This is a genomic window from Flagellimonas marina, assembly GCF_042651185.1.
Taxonomy (GTDB): domain Bacteria; phylum Bacteroidota; class Bacteroidia; order Flavobacteriales; family Flavobacteriaceae; genus Flagellimonas; species Flagellimonas marina.
Genome location: NZ_JBHSCL010000009.1, coordinates 39,472 through 64,656 on the forward strand (window position 1 = coordinate 39,472; position 25,185 = coordinate 64,656).

18 protein-coding genes are annotated in these 25,185 nt (G+C 41.2%); 10 read left to right on the top strand and 8 right to left on the bottom strand.

The genetic code is table 11. The annotated features are described in order from the left end of the window. Positions 1-393: 393 nt before the first annotated feature. Positions 394-1,311: an EamA family transporter gene (locus ACFOWS_RS14040; RefSeq protein ID WP_379765721.1), complete on the bottom strand. Its 918-nt coding sequence runs from the start codon at positions 1,309-1,311 to the stop codon at positions 394-396. 449 nt (positions 1,312-1,760) lie between these two features. Here ACFOWS_RS14040 and ACFOWS_RS14045 point away from each other — a divergent pair, with 449 nt between their 5' ends. Genes ACFOWS_RS14045 through ACFOWS_RS14055 form a run of 3 tightly spaced genes read left to right on the top strand, consistent with a single transcriptional unit; the run spans position 1,761 to position 7,290 of the window. Then, positions 1,761-4,895, top strand: a complete 3,135-nt coding sequence (locus ACFOWS_RS14045; RefSeq protein WP_379765724.1) for a DUF5107 domain-containing protein — start codon at positions 1,761-1,763, stop codon at positions 4,893-4,895. Between the two features lie 16 nt (positions 4,896-4,911). After that, positions 4,912-6,033, top strand: a complete 1,122-nt coding sequence (locus ACFOWS_RS14050) for an amidohydrolase family protein (RefSeq protein WP_379765727.1) — start codon at positions 4,912-4,914, stop codon at positions 6,031-6,033. A gap of 36 nt (positions 6,034-6,069) precedes the next feature. Beyond that, complete coding sequence (locus ACFOWS_RS14055; protein ID WP_379765730.1) at positions 6,070-7,290, top strand: serine hydrolase domain-containing protein; 1,221 nt, start codon at positions 6,070-6,072, stop codon at positions 7,288-7,290. Here the strand turns inward: ACFOWS_RS14055 and ACFOWS_RS14060 are convergent, their stop codons facing one another. The 3 genes from ACFOWS_RS14060 to ACFOWS_RS14070 are packed head-to-tail and all read right to left on the bottom strand — an operon-like array spanning position 7,291 to position 11,168. Beyond that, positions 7,291-8,634 (bottom strand): Gfo/Idh/MocA family protein, encoded by a 1,344-nt coding sequence (locus ACFOWS_RS14060; protein WP_379765733.1) that lies wholly within the window; start codon positions 8,632-8,634, stop codon positions 7,291-7,293. A 3-nt stretch (positions 8,635-8,637) separates the two neighbouring features. Continuing rightward, positions 8,638-9,732, bottom strand: coding sequence for an acyltransferase family protein (locus ACFOWS_RS14065; protein WP_379765736.1), 1,095 nt, complete (start codon positions 9,730-9,732; stop codon positions 8,638-8,640). Between the two features lie 20 nt (positions 9,733-9,752). Then, entirely contained in the window at positions 9,753-11,168 is a 1,416-nt protein-coding gene (locus tag ACFOWS_RS14070; protein WP_379765739.1) for a Gfo/Idh/MocA family protein, read from the bottom strand. 220 nt (positions 11,169-11,388) lie between these two features. On the opposite strand from ACFOWS_RS14070, the gene ACFOWS_RS14075 reads away from it, so the two are divergent. The 3 genes from ACFOWS_RS14075 (at position 11,389) to ACFOWS_RS14085 (ending at position 15,146) form a co-directional block, all read left to right on the top strand. Continuing rightward, positions 11,389-12,675: a 3-keto-disaccharide hydrolase gene (locus ACFOWS_RS14075; protein ID WP_379765742.1), complete on the top strand. Its 1,287-nt coding sequence runs from the start codon at positions 11,389-11,391 to the stop codon at positions 12,673-12,675. 7 nt (positions 12,676-12,682) lie between these two features. Continuing rightward, on the top strand, positions 12,683-13,660 hold the full coding sequence (locus ACFOWS_RS14080) for a Gfo/Idh/MocA family protein (RefSeq protein WP_379765745.1): 978 nt from the start codon (positions 12,683-12,685) through the stop codon (positions 13,658-13,660). A gap of 79 nt (positions 13,661-13,739) precedes the next feature. Next, positions 13,740-15,146, top strand: coding sequence for an enolase C-terminal domain-like protein (locus ACFOWS_RS14085; protein ID WP_379765748.1), 1,407 nt, complete (start codon positions 13,740-13,742; stop codon positions 15,144-15,146). A gap of 39 nt (positions 15,147-15,185) precedes the next feature. Here the strand turns inward: ACFOWS_RS14085 and ACFOWS_RS14090 are convergent, their stop codons facing one another. Further along, positions 15,186-16,202: an FAD:protein FMN transferase gene (locus ACFOWS_RS14090; RefSeq protein WP_379765750.1), complete on the bottom strand. Its 1,017-nt coding sequence runs from the start codon at positions 16,200-16,202 to the stop codon at positions 15,186-15,188. Positions 16,203-16,380: 178 nt separating this feature from the next. On the opposite strand from ACFOWS_RS14090, the gene ACFOWS_RS14095 reads away from it, so the two are divergent. From ACFOWS_RS14095 to ACFOWS_RS14110, 4 genes are read left to right on the top strand one after another with little or no spacing between them, the layout of a single operon-like run. Then, positions 16,381-17,382 (top strand): formylglycine-generating enzyme family protein, encoded by a 1,002-nt coding sequence (locus ACFOWS_RS14095; RefSeq protein ID WP_379765753.1) that lies wholly within the window; start codon positions 16,381-16,383, stop codon positions 17,380-17,382. A gap of 24 nt (positions 17,383-17,406) precedes the next feature. Then, on the top strand, positions 17,407-18,711 hold the full coding sequence (locus ACFOWS_RS14100) for a Gfo/Idh/MocA family protein (protein ID WP_379765756.1): 1,305 nt from the start codon (positions 17,407-17,409) through the stop codon (positions 18,709-18,711). Between the two features lies 1 nt (position 18,712). Continuing rightward, entirely contained in the window at positions 18,713-19,327 is a 615-nt protein-coding gene (locus ACFOWS_RS14105) for a YceI family protein (protein ID WP_379765759.1), read from the top strand. A gap of 9 nt (positions 19,328-19,336) precedes the next feature. Then, complete coding sequence (locus ACFOWS_RS14110) at positions 19,337-21,520, top strand: alpha/beta hydrolase family protein (RefSeq protein ID WP_379765762.1); 2,184 nt, start codon at positions 19,337-19,339, stop codon at positions 21,518-21,520. 57 nt (positions 21,521-21,577) lie between these two features. On the opposite strand, the gene ACFOWS_RS14115 is transcribed toward ACFOWS_RS14110, so the two are convergent. The 3 genes from ACFOWS_RS14115 to ACFOWS_RS14125 form a co-directional block, all read right to left on the bottom strand. Further along, on the bottom strand, positions 21,578-22,699 hold the full coding sequence (locus ACFOWS_RS14115; RefSeq protein ID WP_379765765.1) for an acyltransferase family protein: 1,122 nt from the start codon (positions 22,697-22,699) through the stop codon (positions 21,578-21,580). A 66-nt stretch (positions 22,700-22,765) separates the two neighbouring features. Continuing rightward, on the bottom strand, positions 22,766-24,457 hold the full coding sequence (locus ACFOWS_RS14120; protein ID WP_379765768.1) for a GMC oxidoreductase: 1,692 nt from the start codon (positions 24,455-24,457) through the stop codon (positions 22,766-22,768). 6 nt (positions 24,458-24,463) lie between these two features. Then, complete coding sequence (locus ACFOWS_RS14125) at positions 24,464-25,039, bottom strand: gluconate 2-dehydrogenase subunit 3 family protein (RefSeq protein ID WP_379765771.1); 576 nt, start codon at positions 25,037-25,039, stop codon at positions 24,464-24,466. Between the last annotated feature and the right edge of the window lie 146 nt (positions 25,040-25,185).

Sequence of the window (25,185 nt, forward strand, 5' to 3'; positions counted from 1 at the left end):
TTTACTTTTTTTATGGTAAAAACAAAATATATGAAAGATTTTATATTATTTTAATAATCTTTTGAAAGATTATTTATGTTAAAAAACGTTTTCTTAAGCATTACACAGCACAAGGGATGCCCCTAAGCGTTAAACCAATTTTTAATTGATTGTATTGAATCTACATGCAATACGGCTCGGTAAAGGGTAAATTTCTAAATCGGTTTGAAAAGCTCTAACTACCAAATAACACAAGGTTATGAAATTACAAAGTATATGAAACGTGTTATTTGCCTATCTCCATGGGCGCTTTAAAATCATCTTCCAATACGTGCACCTACATCCAATCCAACAACACCGACACCCCGCAAAACAGTATTAATTCAACCCTTACACATAAAATTTTGAATGCATCTATCCAACACTGTCGCTTTCATCCACTTCACCGCCTTGATCTATTGCAAGAAGATAGGCAGCCAATATGGCGAGTACAATGCCTGTCATTTTATAGTTTCCCGGCATAAGCCCCAACAATACCATTGAAATAATGGAAGTAATCAACGGCGCTCCGGCATTGGTCATTGGAGACACAACCATTGCTTTGCCATATCTAAAAGCATAGACCAAACAAAGCGCTCCTATGGCATTCAGTATCTGTATGCCTGCGGCCAAAAAAGGGCCATTGAACCCCCAATTTATTTCTTGTGAGAAATCCGTCATATAATATGCCACCGGAATCAGGAGGATGCCAGAAATCGTCATAAAAAAGAATATGCTCTCAACATTCATGGTGTAATTGGCCAGTTTCATGAAATACGCTTGAACTCCCCATGCGGCCAAAATTAAAATGGCCAACACAAACCACAGGATTCCATTTTCGGAGTCTGCATCAACACTTCCCCCGGAATATTCAAAAAGAGGCAATGCCACTAGAGCCAAGATGATGCCCAACGTTCCCAACTTACCGGTTCGTTCTTTCAGAAAGAAGAATGAAAGGAGTATGGTAACAACAGGAGAGAGTGATATTATGGGGAATACTAAGTATGTTGGTCCAATGGTTACTGCATAGAAAAGAATCATCTGCCCCCCAGCACCCAACAAACCAATCACCAAACCATATGCTATGGATTTTTTATCCGTTTGCAATGTTCCCTTATTACGCTTAAGGATATATATAGCCGGCGGAATCATGGTCAAGGCCCAAACACAATAAATTAAGGTGTCAGGAAAACCGTTTTCAGCAGGCGTACCGGCAAAAGCCCCCCATACACCCCAAAAGACCATAGTAATCAGTGCGTACAGCAGCCATGGTTTAGTACCGTTTGTTTTCATAATTTGAAATCTGTTGAGTTAATTAAGTTTAATGAAAGTACTATAAAAAACAATGAAAAAGAAACTAAACAACAATTTTAAAACACAATTCGAAAGTTTACGAAATCAATTACATTATAAATGGTACCAGTAAAACTTATTTAAGAATGCAAAAATCCTTTGCCATCCATTTCCTATTCGTCATTTTCAACGAAAAGAAGCCGAGGACAAATACATCTTAGTAGAACAGTTTTTGCTGGAAAACAAAATACTAGACGTCTGACATTTTACAGGCCCCTCCAAAACACCCTATAAATCCAGATTGTGTTTTAAATCTTCAGAATTACATTTTTGAATAAATGCGTTTCGAAATTATATAAAAGATATATAAATTATTTTTAATTACTTTTGTTGAATTAAATGCTTTTTATTGTTGTTTTCAATCTTCACCAATTTAATTAGGACGCCTTATGATCAAAAGATGCTTTATCCTTGCTCTATCTACAATTTTCACACAATTTCTTTGGGCTCAAAAAGCGACAATTACCGAAGAGAAAGTCGCCATGAAAACCTATATGTTTTCAGACCCGAACCCCATCCCCGATATGAACAAGAACTACCCTTATTTTAGATTTGATGGGTATACGGATAAAAGCACTCAAAAAGAGTGGAACATGGTCATTTTGGAGAATGATTATATAAAGGTATATATCAACACAGACATTGGTGGCAAAATATGGGGTGCCATAGAAAAGTCAACAGGAGGCGAATTTCTATATTACAATGATGTTGTGAAATTTAGGGATGTGGCCCAAAGAGGTGCTTGGACCTCAGGAGGACTGGAGTATAATTTTGGGGTAATGGGGCATACTTCCACAACCTCAACTCCTCAGGATTATGTCTTAAAGGAAAATGCGGATGGAAGCGTATCCTGTATCATTGGTGCTCTGGACCTGCACACCAACACTAAATGGAATGTTGAGGTAAACCTGCAAAAAGACAAAGCCTTTGTTGAAGTCAAGTCTTCATGGTTCAATACAGGCAACTTACCGGTCTCTCATTACCATTATTCCAATGCGGCAGCAAAAGCCAGTGGAAATCTAGAATTTATCTATCCCGGAAACCACTATGTGGGCCATGCAGGGGAGGTTGGCTCATGGCCAAGCGAAGATGGCAAAGAAATCTCCTTTTATGAGAAGAATAATTTTGGAACCTATAAATCATACCATGTAGTCAACAGCTATGCGGATTTTATGGGTGGATACTGGCACGACGACAATTTTGGTTTTGGCAATATCCGTGATTATGATAAAATGCCCGGAAGAAAGATATGGATTTGGGGGCTTGCAGAAGAAGGGATGATCTGGGAAGACCTTTTAACCGATTCAAAAGGCCAGTATATTGAATACCAAACTGGTTCCACATTCAACCAAGCTATGGAAAGTAGTACCCTTACTCCTTTTAAACATCGCGAATTTGCTCCCTACGACAGCGACCTATCCTCAGAACTGTACTTTCCGCTAAAAAATACGGGCGGTATGGATATGGCAACAGAGTATGCGGTCTTAAATGTAATCAGGAAGAACAGTGACTCCGTACAGATCAAATTAAGCGCACTATCTCCCTTGGACACCAAACTAAAAATCAAAGTGGGGGAAAAAGTGCTTTCCGACGATGTTAAGCTTAATCCGCTGGAGTTGCACACATTGGACATCGCACTCCATGAGAATGAAGATTTCAACATAACCCTTGGCGATAATCTTTTGTCCTACACTTCTGAAAATGATGAGCTTGTGGTTGATCGCCCCATTTATCCCAATGAAGATTTTGATTGGGACTCTGCCATTGGGCTATATACCAAAGGCATAGAGGCAGAAAAGCAATACGCTGGTCTCAAAAACGGCGCCCGTCCCTTACAGATATCCCAAGAATTCTATCTAAAAAGCCTAAAGTTAGATCCAGCATATGCTCCAGCCTTGAATAGGGTTGCCTTTAATTATTACAGGATGATGCAATATGACAAAGCCTTGGAATATGCAAAAAAGGCATTGTCTATAAATACCTATGACCCAGATGCAAACTACTTATATGGAATCATAAATGCTAAATTGAAACAATACACCAATGCCAAAAGTGGCTTGGCCATAGCCTCTGAATCAACAACATACCGAAGTGCAGCCTACACAGAGTTGGCCAAACTGAGCCTTTTGGAAAAAAAATATGGAAAAGCCATTGAGTTGGGTGAAAAGGCATTAATGTACAATCAGGCCAATGTGGTTGCACTGGAAATTCAAGCAGTGGCCCATCGCTTGCAAAACAATACTGAACAGGCCAAACAAGTACTCTCCAAACTATATGACCTAGATAATACGAGTGCTTTTGTAGCCTTTGAGAGAACACTTCATGGAGAAAGTAATGTAAGTTCTTTAAAATCATTGATCACCAATGAGCTTCCGGCAGAATCATACATTGAACTGGCCGTGAAATACAATTCCTTTAGAATGGACCAAGAAAGTATCAAAGTACTGAAGGCTGGTCCAGAAAATGCCAAAATCCTATTGTTGCTGGCTCATTTGGACTCATCCAACCAAACGGAATGGCTCAACAAAGGCCTTGAGGCGACTCCTTTTTTAGTATTTCCCTTTAGAGCGGAAACCTATACTGCCCTAGATCAACTTATGGAAGTGAGTGACCACTGGAAGCTAAAATACTATGCGGCTTTGGCTCTATGGAAAAAAGAACGGCTAGAAGAAGCAAAACAGCTGTTCCTGCAATGCAAAGACCAACCGGATTATGTCGGTTTTTATTTGAGTAAGGCAAAATTATTCCAAGATGACGATGCCGTGGTTAAAAATTCCTTGGCCAAGGCGAAAGAAATCGCTCCTAAAGACTGGAGGGTAGATCTTGCATTGATAGATCAGCATTTAAAGGATGCAGAATACGACAAGGCGGCCAAAATTGCAAAAAGCAACTATTCCAAAAACAAAGAACTCTCCATTATGGGAATGCGCTATGCCCGTGCACTTCTCAAAGCCAATAAATTGGAACAATGCCTAAAATTCCTGGAAGGGTTTGAAATCATTCCTTTTGAGGGTGCAACCGAAGGGCGTGAGATTTACTATGAGGCCCATATTAAATCAGCCTTGGCATCTTTAAAAAAGGGAGATTATACCTCTTCCATAGAACATGCCCGTAAGGCTAAATTATGGCCTACCAACCTAGGTTCTGGCGAGCCCTATGATCCAGATGAAAGATTGGAAAATGCCATTTTGGCCTACTCATATGAGCAGTTGAACAATGCTGAAAAAGCTCAAGAGTACAATGCATTGCTCATTGATCATGGCTTTGACCCCAACGATCAAAAAAATGCAGCCCTCTACCTACAGTTTCTCGCCCATGAAAAAAATGGCGAACAGGCCAAAGCACAGGCGTTAGTGAAAAAGGCGCTGGCGGCAGACCATACCAACGTATACTACCAATGGGTCAATGCAAAGGCTGAAAAGAACAATAAGGCCATCCAATCTGCGGAAGATGCCATTAAGGCGTCCTCAGGGAGCTTTAAGTTTTTATTGCTTGCGGATTTTCTGAAAATTGTCAACAAATAGCTTAAATTTCATCAAAATGAAAAACTATCATACGCTCTTATTGATCATTCTTTCTTTGGTGCTCACCCAATGCAAAGAGAACAAAGATAAAAAACAAAATGCAACAGAAGCTGAAGTGGTGAAGAGCTATGGAGTTGATGATTTTAAAACGCTGCCAAAGATTGATGTGCATGTACATATAAATACCTTGAACTCCCATATGATCGATCTTACCCGGGCCAACAATTTTAAGCTTCTTAATATAGCAGTAGATTACCCTGGCAGTCCACTTTCCATTGAGGAAAAGCAAGAGATCAGTCGCGAACACGCAAAAAACCATCCAGATGTTTTTGCATTTGGCTCTACATTTTCCTTGGAAGGTTGGGACGACCCAGATTGGTCTGATAAGGTCATAGCAAAATTGAAGAGGGATTTTGACAAAGGAGCCAATTCCATAAAAACTTGGAAGAACATAGGGATGGATTTTAGGGATAAGAATGGAGACCTGGTCTTTTTAGATCATCCAAAATTTGATCCTGTTTTTGACTTCCTTAAAAGCGAAGGCAAGGTATGGATGAGTCATGCCGGGGAACCCCTTAATTGTTGGCTACCCCTTGATTCCATGACGGTGAATAACGATAGGAAGTATTTTAGAGCAAATCCGAAATACCATATGTACCTCCATCCGGACTTACCTTCCTACCAAGAACAAATAGACCATCGTGACAATAGGGCGGCAAAGAACCCTGACCTCAGCTTGGTTGCGGTACATATGGCCAGCTTGGAATGGAGTGTGGATGAGACTGCTAAATTTTTAGATCGCTTTCCAAATGCCACCGTGGATTTGGCTGAGCGTATGAGCCATACGCAATATCAATCCCAGAGGGATAGGGAAAAGGTTCGTGACTTTTTTATCAAATATCAAGACCGGGTTTTGTACGGTACCGATTTTGGGGAATCTGACAAAACTGACCCTGAAGAATTGGAAGCTTATATGAAAGAGGTATGGGAAAACGATTGGAAGTATTTCAATACAGACCAAATGATATCAGTGCCCCAATTGGACACTCCTGTTCAAGGTTTGGCCCTGCCCAAAGAGGTGGTGGACAAAATTTATTATTTAAACGCAAAAAGAGTATTTCCAAACGCATGGGAATAAACCACGAAAAATAGTCATCAAACGCTTTTCAGAAAGATGATACGAATAAAGATACTCCCACTTTTGGCGGTCTTTCTGTTTGTGCTAGCTGTATCCTGCAATAGCTCACAACAGAAAGAACAGAAAGTTTCCAAGGATTATGATTTAGTCCGTTTAAATAGGATTGCCGATGTGCAGAAAGAGTTGATCGCCAAGGGTCAGGTGGGGAGCAACCAAGTGGTCATTTTCAAGGATGGAGAAGTTATTTATGACAGTATTGTCAATTCTGGACTAAAAGGGGATGAAAACATAACCGACGATACCTTATTTCCCATTTGGTCCATGACAAAACCCATTACTACTGTGGCGGCCATGATTTTGTTTGAAGAAGGCAAATTTCTCTTGGATGACCCCATAGAAAAGTATCTTCCGGAAATGGCCAATCTTCAGTGTTTGGATGAACAAGGCAAAGTCTATCCCTGTAAAAAATCTGTCACAATTTTTGATGTCCTGGCCCACCAAACCGGTTGGGGGTACTATCCACGGAATATTGATGGGCAGCATATATTGCTTAGCGACCTTTGGTACCAAGACCTGGAGGATTTTTCCAAATCCATGGCATCCATCCCATTACAATTTGAACCCGGCACCCGCTATTTGTATGGAATCAACACATCCATCTTGGGAAGACTTATTGAAGTGATCTCAAAAAAATCGTTATATGATTTCATGAAGGAGCGCATCTTTATTCCTTTGGAAATGAACCATACCAAGTTCCACCTTACCAATGAAGAACTAAAGCGCCTACATCCTCTTTTGTGGACAGAGGGCGAAGTTACCGGTTTCTATAAGCACAAGTACAATGAATTAACATATTCCAAAGAACCCAAGCTGCATTTTGGTGGAGCTGGATTGGTGTCCACCACAAAAGATTATGGTAATTTTTGTGAAATGCTCCTAAACAAAGGGACTTTTAAGGGCCATCAAATATTGAGTCCAAGTTCAATAGACTTGATGAGTACACCTGTAAACCCCGAACTTGACAAGGGCACATTTATTGGTGCTTCAACTGGGTTTTCCTTGTACAACCTTACAGACCCCGTAAGAGATGGGGGCTTATCCCCAAAAGGCATTTTTGGCTGGGGCGGTTACCATGCCACATTGTTTTGGATAGACCACAAGAACAATCTCTACGGCTTGGTCATGGACAGAAGTTCTTATTCGGCGAGGGAAATGTTCACCAAAGTACGAATAGCCACTTACCAAGCTTTAAGGTAATCATAACGTTATAAGATTATCTATTTTGATGGCCTTGCCTTCCTGAATGGATTTTAGCGCAGCTATACCTACCAAGCTGGACAGTACCCCTGCCCTACTTCCGGCTCTTTGCCCACTGGTATCTTCTTGATTGGGTTTAAACAAATTGTCCTTGACCCTTTTATCGGCTCCACCGTGTGCGCCTACATCAGGACTAATGGTCCATGCTTTTGAGGTTTTCTTGTCCTTTGTCAATCTAAACTCGGTCTTTACCTCATCAGACCAAGGTTGGTTGTAGTATATCCGAACATCCAGTCTTCCATTTTCACCTGAAAAGCTGATATATTGCCCCTCATAGGGTAAATAAGCATTTAGGGTATAGTTTAAGTATGCACCATTATCATACTGTACCAAAACGGAGCCCGAATCTGGACTGTCGATTTTTTCATCCCAAACACATCCATCCCTATAGTACTGGTCAACATCTTCACAATCGACATACAGCTTTTTTAAAGTCTCATTTTTTGTGATATCCCAATAAAAATCACATTGGTCCGTATAATTGCAATTGCGGCAATTCTTCCCCCTAAAATCATTGTTGGAACCATAAAAACTTACGCTCCCCATGGCGCTTACTTGAATGGGGGCGGCATCTAACAGCCAATTGACCAAATCGAAGTGGTGGGATGATTTATGCACAAACAACGATCCTGAATACTTATTCTTTCCATGCCATCTTCGGAAGTAAGAAGCCCCGTGGTCCGTATCCAAATACTCCTGAAATTCTATCGAAATGATTTTACCCAATGCCCCCGAATCCAAAACACGCTTCATTTCAACGGAATCGTTCATGTACCTGACGTTAAAGCCTACGTAAACTTTTTTACCATACTTTTTTTCGGCATCCAAAATGTTTTGACATTGCACTTCATCTATGGCAATGGGCTTTTCCGAAATTACATCACAGCCCAATTCCATAGCCCTTATGATGTACTCGGCATGGGCACTATCTGTAGTGGTCACCAAGACCATGTCCGGTTTTTGCTCTGCCACCATCCCATCAAATTGATCAGCAGGGTATACTTTGGCATCCAACCCTACAATCTCCCTGAAGTTTTTTGCCCTTTTCTCGTTTATGTCGCATAGCCCCACCATTTCCATATATTCCTTGTAAGGTTCCACCAGTTCAATGCCCCAGGCCCGCAAGGACCTGATCCCGGTTCCGACCATGGCAACCCGCAATCTTGCCCCTTCCTTTTTAGGTGCTGCTAAGGCAAATGAGGGAGCCAATGAGAGTAATGCTGCGGCTTTGGCGTTTACACGTACAAAGCTCCTTCTGTCCAGATTTATTTTGTTTTGGTCCATAGTTTATATTTTTATGAATAATCTCTTTTTATACATCCAATAGCAAATTCCCCAAAGGGAAATCCAGACACAGAAGCTGGTCAGGATCTGAGCGGCTAAATCTCCAAAAGGTGTAAGAATTGCATTTGAAAAAGGGAATAACACCCGCTCAACAAGTTTAGCTCCACCCACATGCGAAAACAAATAGATAAAGAGGGAGTTCATCCCCACTATACTGAAAAACCATGTGTATTTTCTCTTTAGTTTTAGGATATCAATCAACCCATAAAAAAGGGCAATCCCCAAAATTGACCAACCCCCGCTCACAACAACGAAGGATGATGTAGCTATTCTTTTGATGATCGGAATGACAGGGTCCAGTAAGTACCCGCCAATTACCATGGCCGTGCCGAACAACACCATGATCTTAAGTTTACGCATGGACTCTTCGCTTCCCATAAGAAGCTTTCCTACCAGTACACCCCAAATGGTGTGTGCTGCCGTTGGTATGGCATTGAAGGCTGCCCAGCCTCCGTTTGATGCACCCCCGTATTGCATATCCAACCAAGTGCCAAAATTTTTCATGAAGACAAAGGGCTGATCAAATCCTTCAACAGGGAAGAATCTATATATTACCTCGGTCAATACCAAGAGGCCCACAGAAAATGAAATCTGAAATACCGTGCTTTTGTCAATAATCAGATAGGCTATCAAATACGTTACCCCAATCTGGGCCAAAACGTTCTGAAAGTAAAATGTGATTTCCCCTGCAGGGATGCAGTACAATGCCCAACCAAGAAAAAGTAATATAATTGAGCGTTTTAGTACATGCTTAAATATTTGCCGTTTACTATGCCCTTTTTTTTGACGGTTGTAAACCCCAAAGGGCAGGGACAATCCAACAATGAACATGAAAAAGGGTTGAATCAAGTCCCAAAAATGCAGTCCATTCCATGAATGGTGGTGAAATTGTTCTCCCAAGGCATATAAAAAGCTGCCCTGTAAACCATCATCCAAAAGCAGACCCATGAACCCAGTGAACTCGCCTATCAGCAAAAACATGGTAAACCCTCTGAAGACATCAATGGATAATATGCGCTCTGGTACTGCTTTAGACATTTCAATGGAATATTGCCTTGTTAAAAGATAATGTCCAATGGGTTGGTATTTTTCCAATCACCCCTTGTAAAATCCGGGAAATCTTGCGGCATCCCATCTTGGGACACAGAAGCTTCTGTCAATGGCCCAACGGCACTCCAGAAGCATCCTTCATATACATTTTGATCTAATGGGGTGCCTTTCCTCAAACATTCTATGATTCTATAGGACATTATGAAATCTGTGCCACCGTGCCCTCCTCGCTTTTTGGCCAAGGCCCCCAGCCTTTTGTATAATGGATGCTCATATTTTTCATAAATTCTTTCCATCTCCTCTTCATTGAACCATTCAGCATGGTGGTTGCCCACTTTTTTAACCTCTTCAGGTATGGCGATTCTTGTGGGGAATCCAACCAATATACCTTTAGTGCCTTGGATCAAGTTCAAACGATTATAGGGTCTTGGGCTAGTTTCATCCCATTGTACCAGTATGGTCCTTCCCAAGGTCGTTTTAATTATGGAGGTATTGATATCCCCTCCTTTAAAATCCAACTGATTCCACTTGTGGTCTTCATCGTAATATTTTTCCGCATACATTTTTCTGCCCATCGCCGGGGACGAAAATGAAACCAATCGCCCAAAATTGTCCTCGGTCCTTGCCAAGTTCATGTACTGTGCTATCGGACCCAATCCGTGGGTTGGATATAAATTTCCATTGCGCTTTGCATAATGATGGGTTCTCCATGACCCTGTTCCCCTTTCAACATCTTCCATTTGAAACCTTAAGTCGTGGATATAGGCTGCTTCTCCGTGGAGCAATTCACCAATGGCACCTTGCCTGCACATATTCAGGTACAACAATTCCTCCCTGCCATAATTGACATTTTCCATCATCATGCAATGCTTTTGCGTTCTTTCTGAAGCATCAACTATCTTCCACATAGCTTCCAAAGTGGTTGCAATGGGTACTTCAACAAATGCATGTGCCCCAGCCTCCATGGACGCAATCGCCATCTCCGCATGCAAGGACCACGGGGTGGAAATAAAAACAGCATCTGGCTTTACCTCTTGGAGCATCTTCTTCCAAAGATTTTCCCCGCCATAATACAGGGCAATGTCTACAGGACTGGTGGTTGCATCCTTATTGCAGCTTTCTTTGGCTTTTTTGGCCAAATCTTCATACAGATCACTTATGGCCACTACTTCAACACCTTCTATTTGATGCATTCTAGCAACGTGACCCGAACCTCTATCGCCTACACCAATGAAAGCACAGCGTACTTTGTCTAAGGGAGGGGCAGCAAAATCACCCATGTATTGGGCATTTTTGGGTCGTGTGGTATATCCTGTCTTGGGTTCTTCAACATCTTTCGCATCGATGCATCCTGATGCCACTCCCACACTTAAAACACCTAACCCTTTAATAAATTCCCTCCGATGGTTGTTTTCTGTACTCATATCTTTTGCTTTATATAATCAAATATAAGTAATACTACTTCTTTTCGTAAGTATATAAAGATTATTATCTTTATTTTTATTATTTTAATTACCTTTCATAATATATTTGAAATATTTCGTAATCTAATTTCAACCAATGACAAAATCATTTTGGACTTTACTAATTGTACTTATGTGCGGGCAGATTTTTCCAAGTAATGGGTTTTCACAATCAGAGTGGATGCCTTTATTTAATGGAAGAGATCTGGAAAACTGGGTACGGATTGGTGGGGAAAATCCGTTTACGGTAGAGGATGGCATTATAATCGGAAAGGCCAAAACCAACACGCACTCTACCTATCTTGCAACCAAGAAAACATTTGGGGATTTTATTTTAGAGTTTGATGTTTACTTTAACTCGCAATTGAACTCAGGCGTTCAGATAAGATCTCATAAAGAGCATGCCGAAGAAGATAGGCTTTATGGCCATCAAATTGAAATTGACCCCTCGGACAGAGGGTATAGCGGAGGAATTTATGACTCGTATAGAAGAGGCTGGCTATATCCTTTGAGCAGAAACAATAAAGCCCGGAGTGCCATAAAATATGGTCAATGGAACACTTACCATATAGAGGCCATTGGCAACACCATTGCAACATGGGTTAACGGTATTCAATGTGCACGTATTGTTGACAACGTCTCCTTAGAAGGTGTTATTGGCCTACAGATTCATGACATACCTGAAAATCCAGAGCTTGATGGGGCGGAAATTAAATGGAGAAATATAAGAATACTTACATCCAATTTAGAGACCAACCAATGGCAGAAAGACCTTGGTGTTCCTGAAATAAGCTACCTTACTAATGAGCTTACGGAATGGGAAAAGAATAATGGATATCGATTACTGTGGAATGGTGAGGACTTTAATGGCTGGAGGAGTGTCAACTCTCCCAAAATACCAAAAGAAGGGTGGCACATAGAAAATGGCACACTGTTAGCCATTGATATTGGCAAACCAATAGATCTGTATAGTGAAAATCGATTCCAGAATTTTGAAATGGAACTGGAGATTAAAATTGAACCAGGAATCGATAGCGGCGTACAATACTTTGTAGATCTAGATAAAAATGGGGAAAAAGCTACCAAACCTATCTATGAATTTCAAATTATAGACGACAATATCCTCAACTTGGAAGAAATTGGCGCCCAACGAAAAAGCAGTGGCTCACTCTACAACATTATTCCTTACGAGAATCTTTCTGTAAAGGGTGGCGAAAAAAGATTTGGAGGGCCTAATACCTGGAATAAAATACGTATAGTTTCATTTAATGGAAAGGTTGAACATTGGCTGAACAATGAAAAGACGGTTGAATTCAATCTTTCTTCGCAAATGTTCAAATCACTTATCGACTTTAGTCAGCACAAAAATTCCGAAGATCATGATCAGGACGGGAGTGGTCATATATTACTTCAAAACTTAGAAGGCAAGGTGAGCTTTAGAACTATTAAAATAAGGGAGTTAAACTAGTCTGACCGTGAACAAAAAGAGGAGAGATTTTATTAAAAAAACATCTGTTGTTAGTGCTGGCACCCTCATGCTAGGGACCAATGTACTCGGGAACAGATTTAAGTCACCAGCATACAATAGCAAGCGTATTGGCATAGTGGGCATGGACACTTCCCATAGCCCCCAATTTGTGGAAATCATCAACAGCTTGCAAAGCGAGTACAAAGTAACGACAGCTTTTACCACGATAAGTCGGGATTTTCCTCCAAGTGTCGATAGAGTTGAAAAATTTACCGCCCAAATCAAATCAATGGGAGTGGAAATTGTCGATTCCATTGACAATCTCTTGAGCAGGGTAGACTATGTTCTGTTGTGCACAGTTGACGGGAGGTTACATTTGAAACAGGCAGAAAAAATCTTAAAAGCAAAAAAAAGGGTTTTTATAGATAAGCCTATGGCAGCATCTTTAGATGAAGTGAAGAAAATATTTGCATTATCAAAAGAGTACAATACGCCTATATTCTCTTCATCTTCCGTTAGATTCATGACCAAGGCAAAAGAAGCAAGAAACGGCTCCTTAGGTAACGTTCAAGGTGCCCAGATATATGCCCCAATAAGTTATGAACCTACTCAGCCGAGATTATATTGGTACGGTGTTCATGGGGCAGAGCTACTCTTCACGGTTATGCAACAAGGGTGCAAACGGGTAAGAACCATGGTAACCGAACAATACCACATGGTAATCGGTGATTGGGGCGCCGGTAGAATTGGCACGTATTGCGGGCTTAAAAATAAAATGCAAGAATATGGAGGCCAGGTCTTCGGTGATAAAAGTGTCAGTTATTTAGGCCACTACGAGAGCTCACTCCCATTGGTTGAAGCAATTCTAAACTATTTTGAAACCGGTGAAATACCCGTAGACCCCAGTGAGACCATAGAACTATTTGCATTTTTGGACGCCGCCCAAAAAAGTGAAGAGGAAAAAGGCGATTGGATTTCAATCTAAGACATATTGGGAACGAATCCTTAAAAAATAAAATTGTTGATCTGATTGGTTTTACCAATCACAAAAGCATCAAAAAAAAATGAATCAAAAAAACAATGTGACCAGAAGAGATTTTGTACAGAAAGCCACATTGGCCACTGGGGCAGCCTCATTGGGATTCACCAACTTCATGAAAGCGCAAGGACGTGGAGTCAAATCCAAAAGCCCATTGTCGATCGATAGCTTCAAGACAGCCTTTCAAAGGGAACCGTTGATCAATTCATACGGATTCAAAGGAGGGTATATCACCCGGTTATGGCAAGTGGTCTCACAATTACAGGATTCTTCGGGTAATAAGACTATTGGCCTCGGGGTAAATGCTCCACTATGGTCAGACTCCAAAGTAACATCAGTATGGGGGGAAAGTGGCGGCAACTCCGCTATGTTCAATCTAACCTGCAGGGCATTGCAAATGATAGAGGGGCAGTCTTTTGAGACCCCAATACATATGGTAGAAGATATATTGGACGAAGTTTGGGCCTATGGCACCAAAATTACCAATAATGCTGATTTACGAACAACTTTTGCACTCAACTGCCTTACTTCCATTGATAATTCCGCTTGGATGTTATATGCCAAACAGAACAATATAGCATCATTTACAGACCTAATCCCAGATAAATATAAAACGGCATTTTCATATAGGAGTGACAAAATAGCCAGTATTCCTTCCATATCATATTCCACATCTATTGCCGATATTGAAAAATTAAAGGATGAAGGCTATTTTTTCATCAAAATAAAAATTGGTGCTCCAGGTTCGCAACAAGTAATGCTGGAAAAAGATATGCAGAGAATGGAGCAAATCCACAAAATATTTAGCACTGAACTTGCCAAAACCAATCCGGAGAGGAAAATTGTCTATTATTTGGATGCGAACGGGCGCTATGAAAGTAAAGGTACCCTAAAGCGATTGCTTGATCACTGCAAAAAAATAAAGGTTCTGGATAAAATAGCGATTGTAGAGGAACCATTTCCCGAGTCGCTGGATGTAGACGTTTCCGACCTGGGTGTAAGAATAGCCGCGGATGAGAGTGCCCATACCGATACAGATGCCTTAAAACGGATTGAAATGGGGTATACCGGTATAGCGCTAAAGCCCATGGGAAAAACACTCAGCATGACCATAAAAATAGCTAAGCTGGCCCATGACAGAAACATTCCTTGTTTTTGTACCGATTTGACCGTAAACCCAGTCTTGGTGGATTGGAACAAGTGCATTGCCTCCCTTCTTAAACCGTTTCCCGGACAAGATGTGGGCTTACTGGAAACCAATGGTGGCCAAAACTACAGAAACTGGGAAACCATGATAGGATATCACCCAATGGGAAGGGCTCCATGGAATCAAACCCAAAACGGATTGTTCACCTTAGGACAGGATTTCTACGAAGAAAGTGGTGGAGTTTTTCATGAACTAGAGCATTACAAAAGCCTTTTTGAAGATTAATAGTTGGTTTGGAAGTCACCTAGATTGGATTTAGGGCACTTATTTTTGAGCGGTATTGAACGTGTCAAATTTTGGGGATTTCCAAACCTTTAATGTGTTGTTTTCCACATACGAAACCAAGGCATGGACATTTTGGTTCTTCGGCTTTCTTACAAACTTTTTGATTCGCTCCAGCCCCATAACACTAAATGCGGTCGCATAACTATCTGCCAATGCCCCAGATTTTGAAATCACTGTGACCTGAACAGGTTTGGTAATTCCCAATCCCGTTGCTGGGTCAATGATATGGGAATAGGTGTTGTCATTTGTCTTGATTTTCTGATACCTGTCACCCGACGTGGCCACCGACAAATTCCGGACCGACAAAATTTCCGAGACCTCTCCTTTCCCTTCACCATAGTTGACCTCAATGTGCCAACCTGTTTTATGGGGCGGTGCAGCACTTGCGGTGATATCTCCTCCAAAGTCCACCAACGCATGTTCAATACAGTTTTCTTCTAATAAAATCAAGAGTTGCTGTGCAGTGTAGCCTTTGGCAATCCCCCCAAAATCAATCAGGATTTCCGGGTTTTTGATCTTTACGGACTTGTCTTTGGCCCTAAGGCGTATATTTTGATACCCAAACACCTTACGATCAATAAGTTCACCCACTGAAGGAAGCTTCTTTTCCTTTCTGGACTGCCGCCACAATCGTGTGTATTTTCCCAATGTCACATCAAAAGCACCTTGGGTTGACTTGGAAATTTTTTTGGATAAGTTCAACAATTCAAACAAATCATCACTGACTGAAACCCATGTATTCGATTGGCTTTTTTGATACAGAAGATTTACCTCACTCTCGGGGTTATAGTCACTTAATATCGAATTGAGGTAATCCACCCTTTCAAACATAGCTTTGGATGCCTCATTCGCTTTTTGAGCACTTGTGGCATACAGAATAATATTCAACTGGGTACCCATGGCCGGCCTACTGAAGCTATATCGTTCCAAATCCTGACCACTAAGGCCACTAATCTTTGTTAATGTGCATAGCACAAAAAGAGTCAATCGGAGCATATTCATTCCTCTTGGGACAATTCTTCTAGAAATTAAAATTTGATGAAGTATTCGAAATTAAAACTACAAAACAAATTTCAAAAAGTATAGTAATTAAGCATTTTGTAAGAAATAATACTTTCAAAACCTTATAAATTTATTATTTCCTTTATATTTGATATATAGATTCAAAAAAAATATGCTGAAATTGACACCCCTTCCAAAAGGATTTTTAGCCATCTTGATGCTTGTCTTTACTGCTTCTGTACAGTATGGTTTTTCCCAAACAATTGCTAAACTGGATTCCAGCAGTGTATACACCCAGAAAATTCCTGGCACGGAAGTATCTTTTGATATGGTGGCCATCCCAGGCGGCATCTATACCATGGGCAGCGATTCACTGAACATTGATGAAAGTCCAGCCCACTTGGTGAAAATAGACAATCTCTGGGCTGGAAAATATGAGGTGACCTGGGAGCTTTTTGACCTTTTTTTAGCAGAAAACAAAGCAGTTTTTGATTCCCTCCCCAATGAAACATTACAGAAAGTGGATGCCATTACCCGCCCCAGCCCTCCCTTTGAAGACCCCAGTCTGGGAATGGGCAAGGATGGGTTTCCCGTAGTAAATGTGTCTCCCTATGCCGCCTTGACCTTTTGTAAATGGCTCTCCACAGTTACCGGAAGATTTTACAGGTTGCCCACAGAGGCCGAATGGGAATATATGTGCAAAAAAGGGGCGGATACCGAAGATTTTTTTAGTGTAAAGACAGATGTGCTGGACCAATACGTATGGAGCTACGAAAACAGTGACTATCAGTATGCGAAAGTTGGTGAAAAACTACCCAACGGTTTCGGTCTATATGATATTTTGGGCAATGTATCGGAATGGACGTTGGATGAGTATAATGCAAAGTATTATGAAAAGTTTCGGGATAGCATTGCAGAAAATCCATGGAACATACCAACAAAACTTCACCCTAGGGTATACAGAGGAGGGTCTTGGTACGATGACTTAAGAAACATTTCTCCCACAAAGAGGGGCGAATCGGGCTTATACCTGCAAAAAAATGATCCACAAATCCCAAAAAGTTTCTGGTGGTACACAGACTCTTCATACATTGGATTTCGACTGGTAAGCCCTATTGAACAACCCTCGGAGGAAGAAACCCAGAAGTTTTGGCAAATTGTATTGGATGAATAACAAAGAATATAACAACCAAGTTGAATGGAAATAGAAGACGAAAAATTGAACGGAAGAAGGGATTTTATCATAAAAAGTGCCTCGGTGGCTGTTGGAGGCACCTTACTTGGTATGTTGCCCAGTCAGCTACATGCCAAAGGCGCCAACGCCAAAGTTCTTAAAATTGGACTTGTTGGATGCGGAAGCAGGGGTTCCGGCGCCCTTTTTGAAGCGTTGAACGTTTCCCCTTCCGCCAAAGTAGTGGCCATTGGCGATACGTTCAAAGACAAGGCGGATCAATTGCACGAAAGACTCAAAACAAATTATCCGGATAAATGTGATTTTGGCGAGGCCCAGAAATTTGTGGGGTTTGATGCGTACACCAAAGTGATTGAACTTTGCGATGTTGTCTTGCTGGCCACTCCCCCACCATTCAGACCCGCTCATTTTGAAGCAGCTGTAACCGCTGGAAAACATACCTTTCTTGAAAAACCATTGGCTGTTGATGTTCCTGGATACCATAAAGTAATGGAAGTGGGAAAATTGGCCGACCAAAAGAATCTGGTGGTTTCCGTTGGGCTTCAGTTTAGATATTCCAATGCCGTTCAGGAAATGGTGGAACGGATTCAAAATGGGGAAATTGGGGAAATCACTTCTTTAAATACCTATTACAATGTAGTGGAACCCAGAATAATTCCCAGAGAGCCACAACAGACCGAAATGGAATACCAGGTTAGAAATTGGAGATACTTTACCTGGCTTTGGGGTGGCCAATTGGCCGGACAGGCCATTCATCAAATCGATGTAATGAACATGGTCATGGATGATTTTCCAGTCAAGGCCTTGGGAAATGGGGGAAGATTGGTGTTTTCTGGAATTGAACAAGGCAATACCTATGATCATTTCTTCATAGAATACGAATATGCCAACGGCATACAAATGCACTCCCAATGCAGAAACATGAACAACTGTGCCAATAAAATGGGTTGGGAAATAAGGGGCACAAAAGGAATTGCCAATGAAAGATTCCAATTTAAGGATTATAAAGGCAAAACCTTCTGGAATTACAGGGACAGGACGGACATTGGCGATTCTCAAAAAGTACAGAACAAGTTCATCAATGCTATTTTAAACAATGTCCATTACAATGACACGGAGTATGGGGCCAAGAGCACGCTAACCACGATTATGGGGAGATTGGCAGCAGAAACTGGCCAACGGATTACCATGGAGGAACTTCTTAAATCCACTGAGAGTATTGTCCCCCAAGATATGAGCTGGGATTCAGAGTCCGTTCATAAGCCCACTGAAAATGGTACATACGAAATTGTAAAACCCGGTAAAAAATAATATGATTATGCTAGTTAGTCCCAAATATGCAAAGTATGCAACCAGTCTGGTATTTGTTTTATGTTCCATACTTGGATTTTCGCAAGAGTATGAATTGGAGAACTCCTCTTCCATAACCGTAAGTGGCACTTCCACATTGCATGATTGGACCGTGGAGGTAAAAAATCAAACCGGGAAAATGACAGTCACGGCCAAAAAGGCAACTGACGATAAGATCAAGACTGGTCAACTATCCCATATATCCGTCAATCTTTTTGTCAATGATATCCAGGGTAGTAAAGGAAAAACAATGAACAATAAAATGTACCGAGCCCTTAAAAAGGATTTGTTCCCTACCATCACTTTTACATCAAACAACCCAGTGGAGTTTGACTTGATCGATAGGAATGGCAGTGTTCTAAAGAACCTAAGCGGTGTTTTGAGCGTTGCAGGTGTGGAAAAAAAAATTTCAACCCAGGTAAAAGCTATTTACAACAACAAAAAGATATCCTTGTCTGGTGAGTTGCCCATGAAACTTAGTGATTTCAGCATTGAACCTCCAACGGCCATGTTTGGCCAAATAAAAACTGGCAATGATATCTCGGTCAATTTTGACTTGGAATTTGTCCATAATTAATGCACTCTTATGAAAAAGCATATTAAATTTTGCACAATAATATTAGTCCTTTTTTCTACAGTACAAGCTCAAGAACAGCAGTTGGATTTTTTTGGCTATTGGGAATCATATACAGATATAGAAAACTCGCTGTTCAAACATTTCAGTAATCTCGCTTATGATCAGATAAATGAAAGAAAAGACAAACTGAACCAATTAAATACTGCTGAAGATTGGTTAGAGAGGCAATCCACAGTTAAACAAAAATTACTGGAAGTGGTAGGGCCACTTCCAGAAAAGACGCCCTTAAACCCACAGATTACTGGGATTTTGCAAAGAGATGGGTACCGAATCGAAAAAGTAATCTATGAATCGCTTCCACAATATTATGTCACTGGGGCGTTATATGTTCCAGACGGGGTAAAGGAAAATGCCCCCGCTATTTTCTATGCGTGTGGACACAGCCTTGAAGGATTTAGATCGCCTACCTATCAACGTATCATCATAAACTTGGTAAAAAAAGGGTTTGTTGTATTTACTATCGACCCCATGGGTCAAGGAGAGCGTTATGAGTATTGGGGCAAAAAAGCGGGTCGATTCGAAGTGAAATATCCAGACCACGAACATTCCTTTGCTGGAGCACAGTGCTTGATTTCTGGGTATTCCACTGGGAATTATTTTATTTGGGACGTTATCCGGGGCATAGATTATATGCTTTCCAGAAAAGAGGTGGATCCAAACAGAATTGGCATGACCGGAAGGTCTGGTGGTGGAAATTTAACCGCATATGTAGGCGCCTTGGATGACCGCATTCTAGCCACTGCACCGGAATGCTATATAACCAGTTATGAGTATATCTACCGAACCATAGGGCCGCAATGTGCCGAGCAAAATCTATATCAAATGATAGCCAAGGGTTTAGATCATGGTGATTTTATTGAGGCCAGGGCCCCGAAACCCACACTGATTATCAGCACCACACGCGACTTTTTTAGTATTCAAGGGGCTCGGGAAACTTTCCAAGAAGCCCAAAATATGTACTCTACTCTAGGAAAACCAGAAAACCTGCGTATGGTTGAGGATGATGACCGCCATTCATCCACAACCAAGAACAGGAAAGCCATGTACGCCTTTTTTCAAAAGCAACTGAACAACCCCGGAAGTCCAGAGGACATCGATGTAGAAGTTCCCACCATCAAGGAACTCCAAGTAACCAAAACAGGGCAATTGGCCACTTCCTTCAAAACAAAAAGTATTTATGAACTGAACAAGGACAAGGTTGAGGAACAGGAGGCTGCACGCCAAAGCTCACGAAAAGATTTTGACAACCATGCCAACGAAGTATGGGCAAGTGCAGCAGAAATTGCAGGGTTTACTGCCCCGACCGATTTTGGTAAAGAGATATTTTCTGGAAGTTTTGTGAACCCGGACCACACCATGGAAAAGTATCTATTGCAGGGAAGCGGAGATTACAAAATACCCACCTTGGTGCTAAAACCATTGGAAAACCAAAAAGATGAAGTTGTACTTTATTTTGACAGTGCAGGTATGGAACATGCCGTTAACCAAGATAGTACGGTTACCCAAATCCTAAACGAGGGCTACACCATTGTCTTGGCAGATTTACCCGGGATTGGCAGTCTTGGACCGGGATACTTAAAAGGCGACTCTTATATTGAAGGAGTGTCGTACAACCAATGGTTTGGCGCCATGCTTGTTGGAGAATCCTTCGTGGGACTTCGGGCTGAGGATATGATACGGGTCTTGCACTTTAGCAAAAATGTGGTGAAGCCCGATGGGAAGGTTTCAGCAATCGCTGTTGGGCCCTTGGGAGGCGAATTGCTTCATGCCGCGGCTTTTGACAAGCGTATTGAAAAAGTGGCTATGGTTGAATCTTTGTTAAGCTATTCAGACATTACATCGACCCAATTTTATAAACCCGACTATATTCCTTTTACCGTTCCAGGGGCATTGGAAAAATATGATTTGCCGGATCTTATGGCCTCATTGTTTCCGCGGAATATCACCCTAATAGACCCAGTTTCGGCGGACGGCGCCCCGGCTGATAGGGACAAAATAGACCGTCTCCTTGAATTCCCACTTGAAATCTATAAGCAAAAGGGAAGTGGCAACAACATCACTGCCCACATCAACGCTTCCAAAGAAAATTCTGCAACAGAGAAATTAATCCACTGGCTACGTGCCAAAGATTAACTGGTAAAACGCTCTATGGACCAATCAAGAGTCTATGAAATTGACTTTTATAGACTACTACACCTTTATAATGATGTTCTTTTTGTAGAAATACCACACCAATATAAAAATCACGGATGTGTTCAATATGGCATAGGCCAAAGATGCATTGTATGGATTCAATATAGAAGTAAGAACTTCATTGAACAGCCATTCCCGTACGCCAACTTTGGAGCCATTTAATGGAATGAATTGGACGCTGGCCAATTGACCCAATAACGCTGCTCCAAAATAAGCGGCCAAAGCATTGACGCCAAAGGCCAAAAAGGGCTTTATATATTTTTGACGGTTTTTTACATCCAAAAGCCAATACGAAGTGGCAAAGCATATGGTTGCTATGCCAGCAGTGTACAATACAAATGATGATGTCCAAAGTCTTTTGATGATTGGGAATTCATAACTAAAAGCCCATCCGACCGCCATGGACAAGCATCCAAATATGAACATCCAAATCAGCTTTTCGTTTTGTTCTTTTTTCTTTTCTGCAAGTAAATTTCCGACCAAAATTCCAGCAAGACCAGATGCTACGGAAGGGATGGTGGTAAATATTCCAGTAGAGTCGTACTGCCCTTGCCCACGGCTTCCAATGTAGCCTTCCAGGATAAATCGATCAAACCAAGCTGAAAAGTTATTGATCGGATCTAAGTTGGCCGGACCAATACCCGGAACCGGGAGAAACATCATAATAATGTAATACCCCACCAAAATACCTCCAAACCAAATAAAATGACTCCTTTTGTCCGCAAACAAGAAGATCATTGAACAAAAAAGGTAGACCAAAGCAATTCGTTGAAGTACGCCCGGGATTCTAAATTCTTGAAAATTAAAGTTGGGAAACAAACTTAGAAATAACCCCAGCAGAAAAATAATGGCTGCTCTTTTAAGCGTTTTTTTGAGCAAGTCTTTTTTGCCCATTCCCTTGCCCAATGCCTTATTATAGGCAAGCACAATTGAAACACCCACAATGAACAGAAAGAAAGGGAATATCAAATCGGTCATGGTGCACCCTTCCCACTCTGCATGGGATAATTGATAATACTTGGTGTCCCAATTGCCCGGTTCATTGACTATGATCATGGCCGCCACTGTTGCTCCTCTAAAAAAATCCAAGGATGTCAACCTTTTGCTCTTTGTTTCCATTGGTTTGGTTATTCGTTGCTTAAAATTTTAATGTTGAATCTATATCGATGCCACAAAATTGAACTGTTAAATCACTCCTTTTTTCATTTGTTGAAGGGCATAATCACATGCCCTAGCCGTGAGTGCCATATAGGTCAATGATGGACTCATATAACTGGAAGAAACCATACAGGATCCATCCGTAACAAAAAGGTTGGGAATATCATGACATTGGTTATACCCGTTGAGTACAGAGGATTTGGGATCCTTCCCCATACGAGCGGTGCCCATTTCATGGGTTGCATCACCAACAATATGTGAGCCCACACTGGTTTCAATATCTTTTAATCCCATTACCTCCATGGTTTCTTGAATCTGATCTCGCATATCTTTCCTCATCTTCATTTCATTTTCTTTGAACTCGGCGGAGATATACAATAAAGGGACACCCCATTTGTCTTTCTTTACACTATCCAGCTCAACCTTGTTTTCAAAATAAGGCAAGCATTCCCCGTATGCCACAAGTACCACTTTCCAAGAACCGGGTTTGGTCAGTTTTTCTTTGAATCCTGAACCAATTCCTACCTGATTTGGATTTATCCCTTCACGATATGCACCACCCGATAGTCCATACCCCCTATAAAAATCCATCTCCTCCCCTTCTATATTCCTAAATCTTGGAATGGTCACTCCGGATGGGCGATGGCCTCGGTCAATCTTATCCTGATATCCTTCTAAAACTCCTGTTCCCCTGATGTTTTTATGATGCCCCATTAAATAGTGTCCTAGAACCCCACTGGAATTGGCCAATCCATTTGGAAAACGGGAATTTTTGGAATTCAACAATATCGCTGTTGAACCCAAAGTGGAGGCGCAAAGGAAAATCACCCTTGCAAAAAATTCCATCCGCTCAAACGTCTCAGCATCTATTACCCGTACACCAATGGCTCTATTGGTCTTGCCATCATAGATAATGGAATCCACAACTGAATTGGATCTTAGAGTCAACTTACCGGTCTTGTAAGCTGCAGGCAGTGTGGAACTGTTGGTACTGAAATATGCTCCAAAAGGGCAGCCTGTATGGCACATATTTCTGGACTGGCACTCAAACCTACCCTTAAACTGCCCCGGTTTCACCTTGGTTAAATGTGCCATTCGGGTGGGAATCAATTTCCGGTCCGGATAATGGGTTTCCATCCTTTCTTTGATTACTTTTTCTGCCGTGTTCATGTCAAAGGGTGGAAGAAAATTTTTCCCATCTGGATAGTGGGCTATGTTTTCTTCAGTACCACAAATTCCAATGAACTTTTCAACATAGTCGTACCAAGGTTCAATGTCCTTGTACCGAATGGGCCAATCAATCCCATGTCCATCTCTTAGGTTTTCCCCAAATTCGAGGTCACTCATCCGAAAGGTCCCCCTGCCCCATATAATACTCCGCCCCCCAGTTTGATACCCCCTAAACCACCTAAATGGCTTATCGGGTGGGTTTACATAGGGATGCTCCTTATCATTCACAAAGTATTGTTGACTAGAGGCATCAAAATTGTATTTTTTGCTTTGAATGGGGTATTGTTCTTGCACTTCACGGGAATCATAACCGCGGTACTTGTATTCCCATGGGGATTTATTTGTGGTGGTATAGTCCTCAATATGTTTTACATCCCTGCCCCTTTCAAGCACAAGGGTCTTCAGTCCTTTTTCAGTAAATTCCTTTGCCGCCCATCCTCCAGTGATACCGGATCCAATGACTATAACCTCAAAATTGTTCTCTCCCATAATGCACTACATATGATTTCCCATCATTATTTTTGTGTTTTCGTCACAATCCACTTCTCCAATATATGGGCCGGGAACAGGGTTGTAATCCAAATTTTGGATAGCCCCTTCTTCTGTGGAAAAATACGTTGTCACTGCTAGGTGTTTGAACGAATAATAGAAGGGAACCTTTTCTCCATATTTTTTACCCATGATGTCAGCATCAACTTCTTTAAGGTATTCAAAGCGGTCATCTTCGTCAAGTTCTGAAAAGTAACTTCCGGTTGTAGCTTTACAATCTTCATTGAATTGGGATAAGCCTTTCAAGAAACTTTGCGTGGTTTTTTCATCAAAAGCATCCTTCAACAACAGATCCATAAAGTAATTGACCTTTACATCTGATGCGCTCGGGGTATTGGTTCTTGGAATAATGGTGTCGGCCATTGCAATCACCGTTTCATTTTCGTCAGCATTCAACACCTGCAAAGCAATGGGCTTGGACACAATATCTTGACAACTTTGCAGCACAGTAACCAGCGTCGGCGTCAATAATGCTGATTTTAGCATCCATGACATTTTTACCACAGCTTCACGTCTCTCCATGCCTTATCTGTTAATTTGATTGAAAACCTTAAAAATACATTTCATTTTTAATTAAAAAAAAGGTTTCATTAAATTATAATGTTACGTTTTATTTGTTTTAATTCAAAAATATTGCTTTTTTTTGCAAAATCTTATTTTTACGTATT

Bases quoted from the DNA above. Each gene is read 5' to 3' on its own strand.
- ACFOWS_RS14065 (WP_379765736.1), bottom strand. From the start codon at position 9,732: ATGTCTAAAGCAGTACCAGAGCGCATATTATCCATTGATGTCTTCAGA.
- ACFOWS_RS14085 (WP_379765748.1), top strand. From the start codon at position 13,740: ATGAATCAAAAAAACAATGTGACCAGAAGAGATTTTGTACAGAAAGCC.
- ACFOWS_RS14040 (WP_379765721.1), bottom strand. From the start codon at position 1,311: ATGAAAACAAACGGTACTAAACCATGGCTGCTGTACGCACTGATTACT.
- ACFOWS_RS14045 (WP_379765724.1), top strand. From the start codon at position 1,761: ATGATCAAAAGATGCTTTATCCTTGCTCTATCTACAATTTTCACACAA.
- ACFOWS_RS14120 (WP_379765768.1), bottom strand. From the start codon at position 24,457: ATGGGAGAGAACAATTTTGAGGTTATAGTCATTGGATCCGGTATCACT.
- ACFOWS_RS14060 (WP_379765733.1), bottom strand. From the start codon at position 8,634: ATGGACCAAAACAAAATAAATCTGGACAGAAGGAGCTTTGTACGTGTA.
- ACFOWS_RS14070 (WP_379765739.1), bottom strand. From the start codon at position 11,168: ATGAGTACAGAAAACAACCATCGGAGGGAATTTATTAAAGGGTTAGGT.
- ACFOWS_RS14050 (WP_379765727.1), top strand. From the start codon at position 4,912: ATGAAAAACTATCATACGCTCTTATTGATCATTCTTTCTTTGGTGCTC.
- ACFOWS_RS14095 (WP_379765753.1), top strand. From the start codon at position 16,381: ATGCTGAAATTGACACCCCTTCCAAAAGGATTTTTAGCCATCTTGATG.
- ACFOWS_RS14125 (WP_379765771.1), bottom strand. From the start codon at position 25,039: ATGGAGAGACGTGAAGCTGTGGTAAAAATGTCATGGATGCTAAAATCA.
- ACFOWS_RS14055 (WP_379765730.1), top strand. From the start codon at position 6,070: ATGATACGAATAAAGATACTCCCACTTTTGGCGGTCTTTCTGTTTGTG.
- ACFOWS_RS14110 (WP_379765762.1), top strand. From the start codon at position 19,337: ATGAAAAAGCATATTAAATTTTGCACAATAATATTAGTCCTTTTTTCT.
- ACFOWS_RS14100 (WP_379765756.1), top strand. From the start codon at position 17,407: ATGGAAATAGAAGACGAAAAATTGAACGGAAGAAGGGATTTTATCATA.
- ACFOWS_RS14115 (WP_379765765.1), bottom strand. From the start codon at position 22,699: ATGGAAACAAAGAGCAAAAGGTTGACATCCTTGGATTTTTTTAGAGGA.
- ACFOWS_RS14105 (WP_379765759.1), top strand. From the start codon at position 18,713: ATGATTATGCTAGTTAGTCCCAAATATGCAAAGTATGCAACCAGTCTG.
- ACFOWS_RS14075 (WP_379765742.1), top strand. From the start codon at position 11,389: ATGCCTTTATTTAATGGAAGAGATCTGGAAAACTGGGTACGGATTGGT.
- ACFOWS_RS14090 (WP_379765750.1), bottom strand. From the start codon at position 16,202: ATGCTCCGATTGACTCTTTTTGTGCTATGCACATTAACAAAGATTAGT.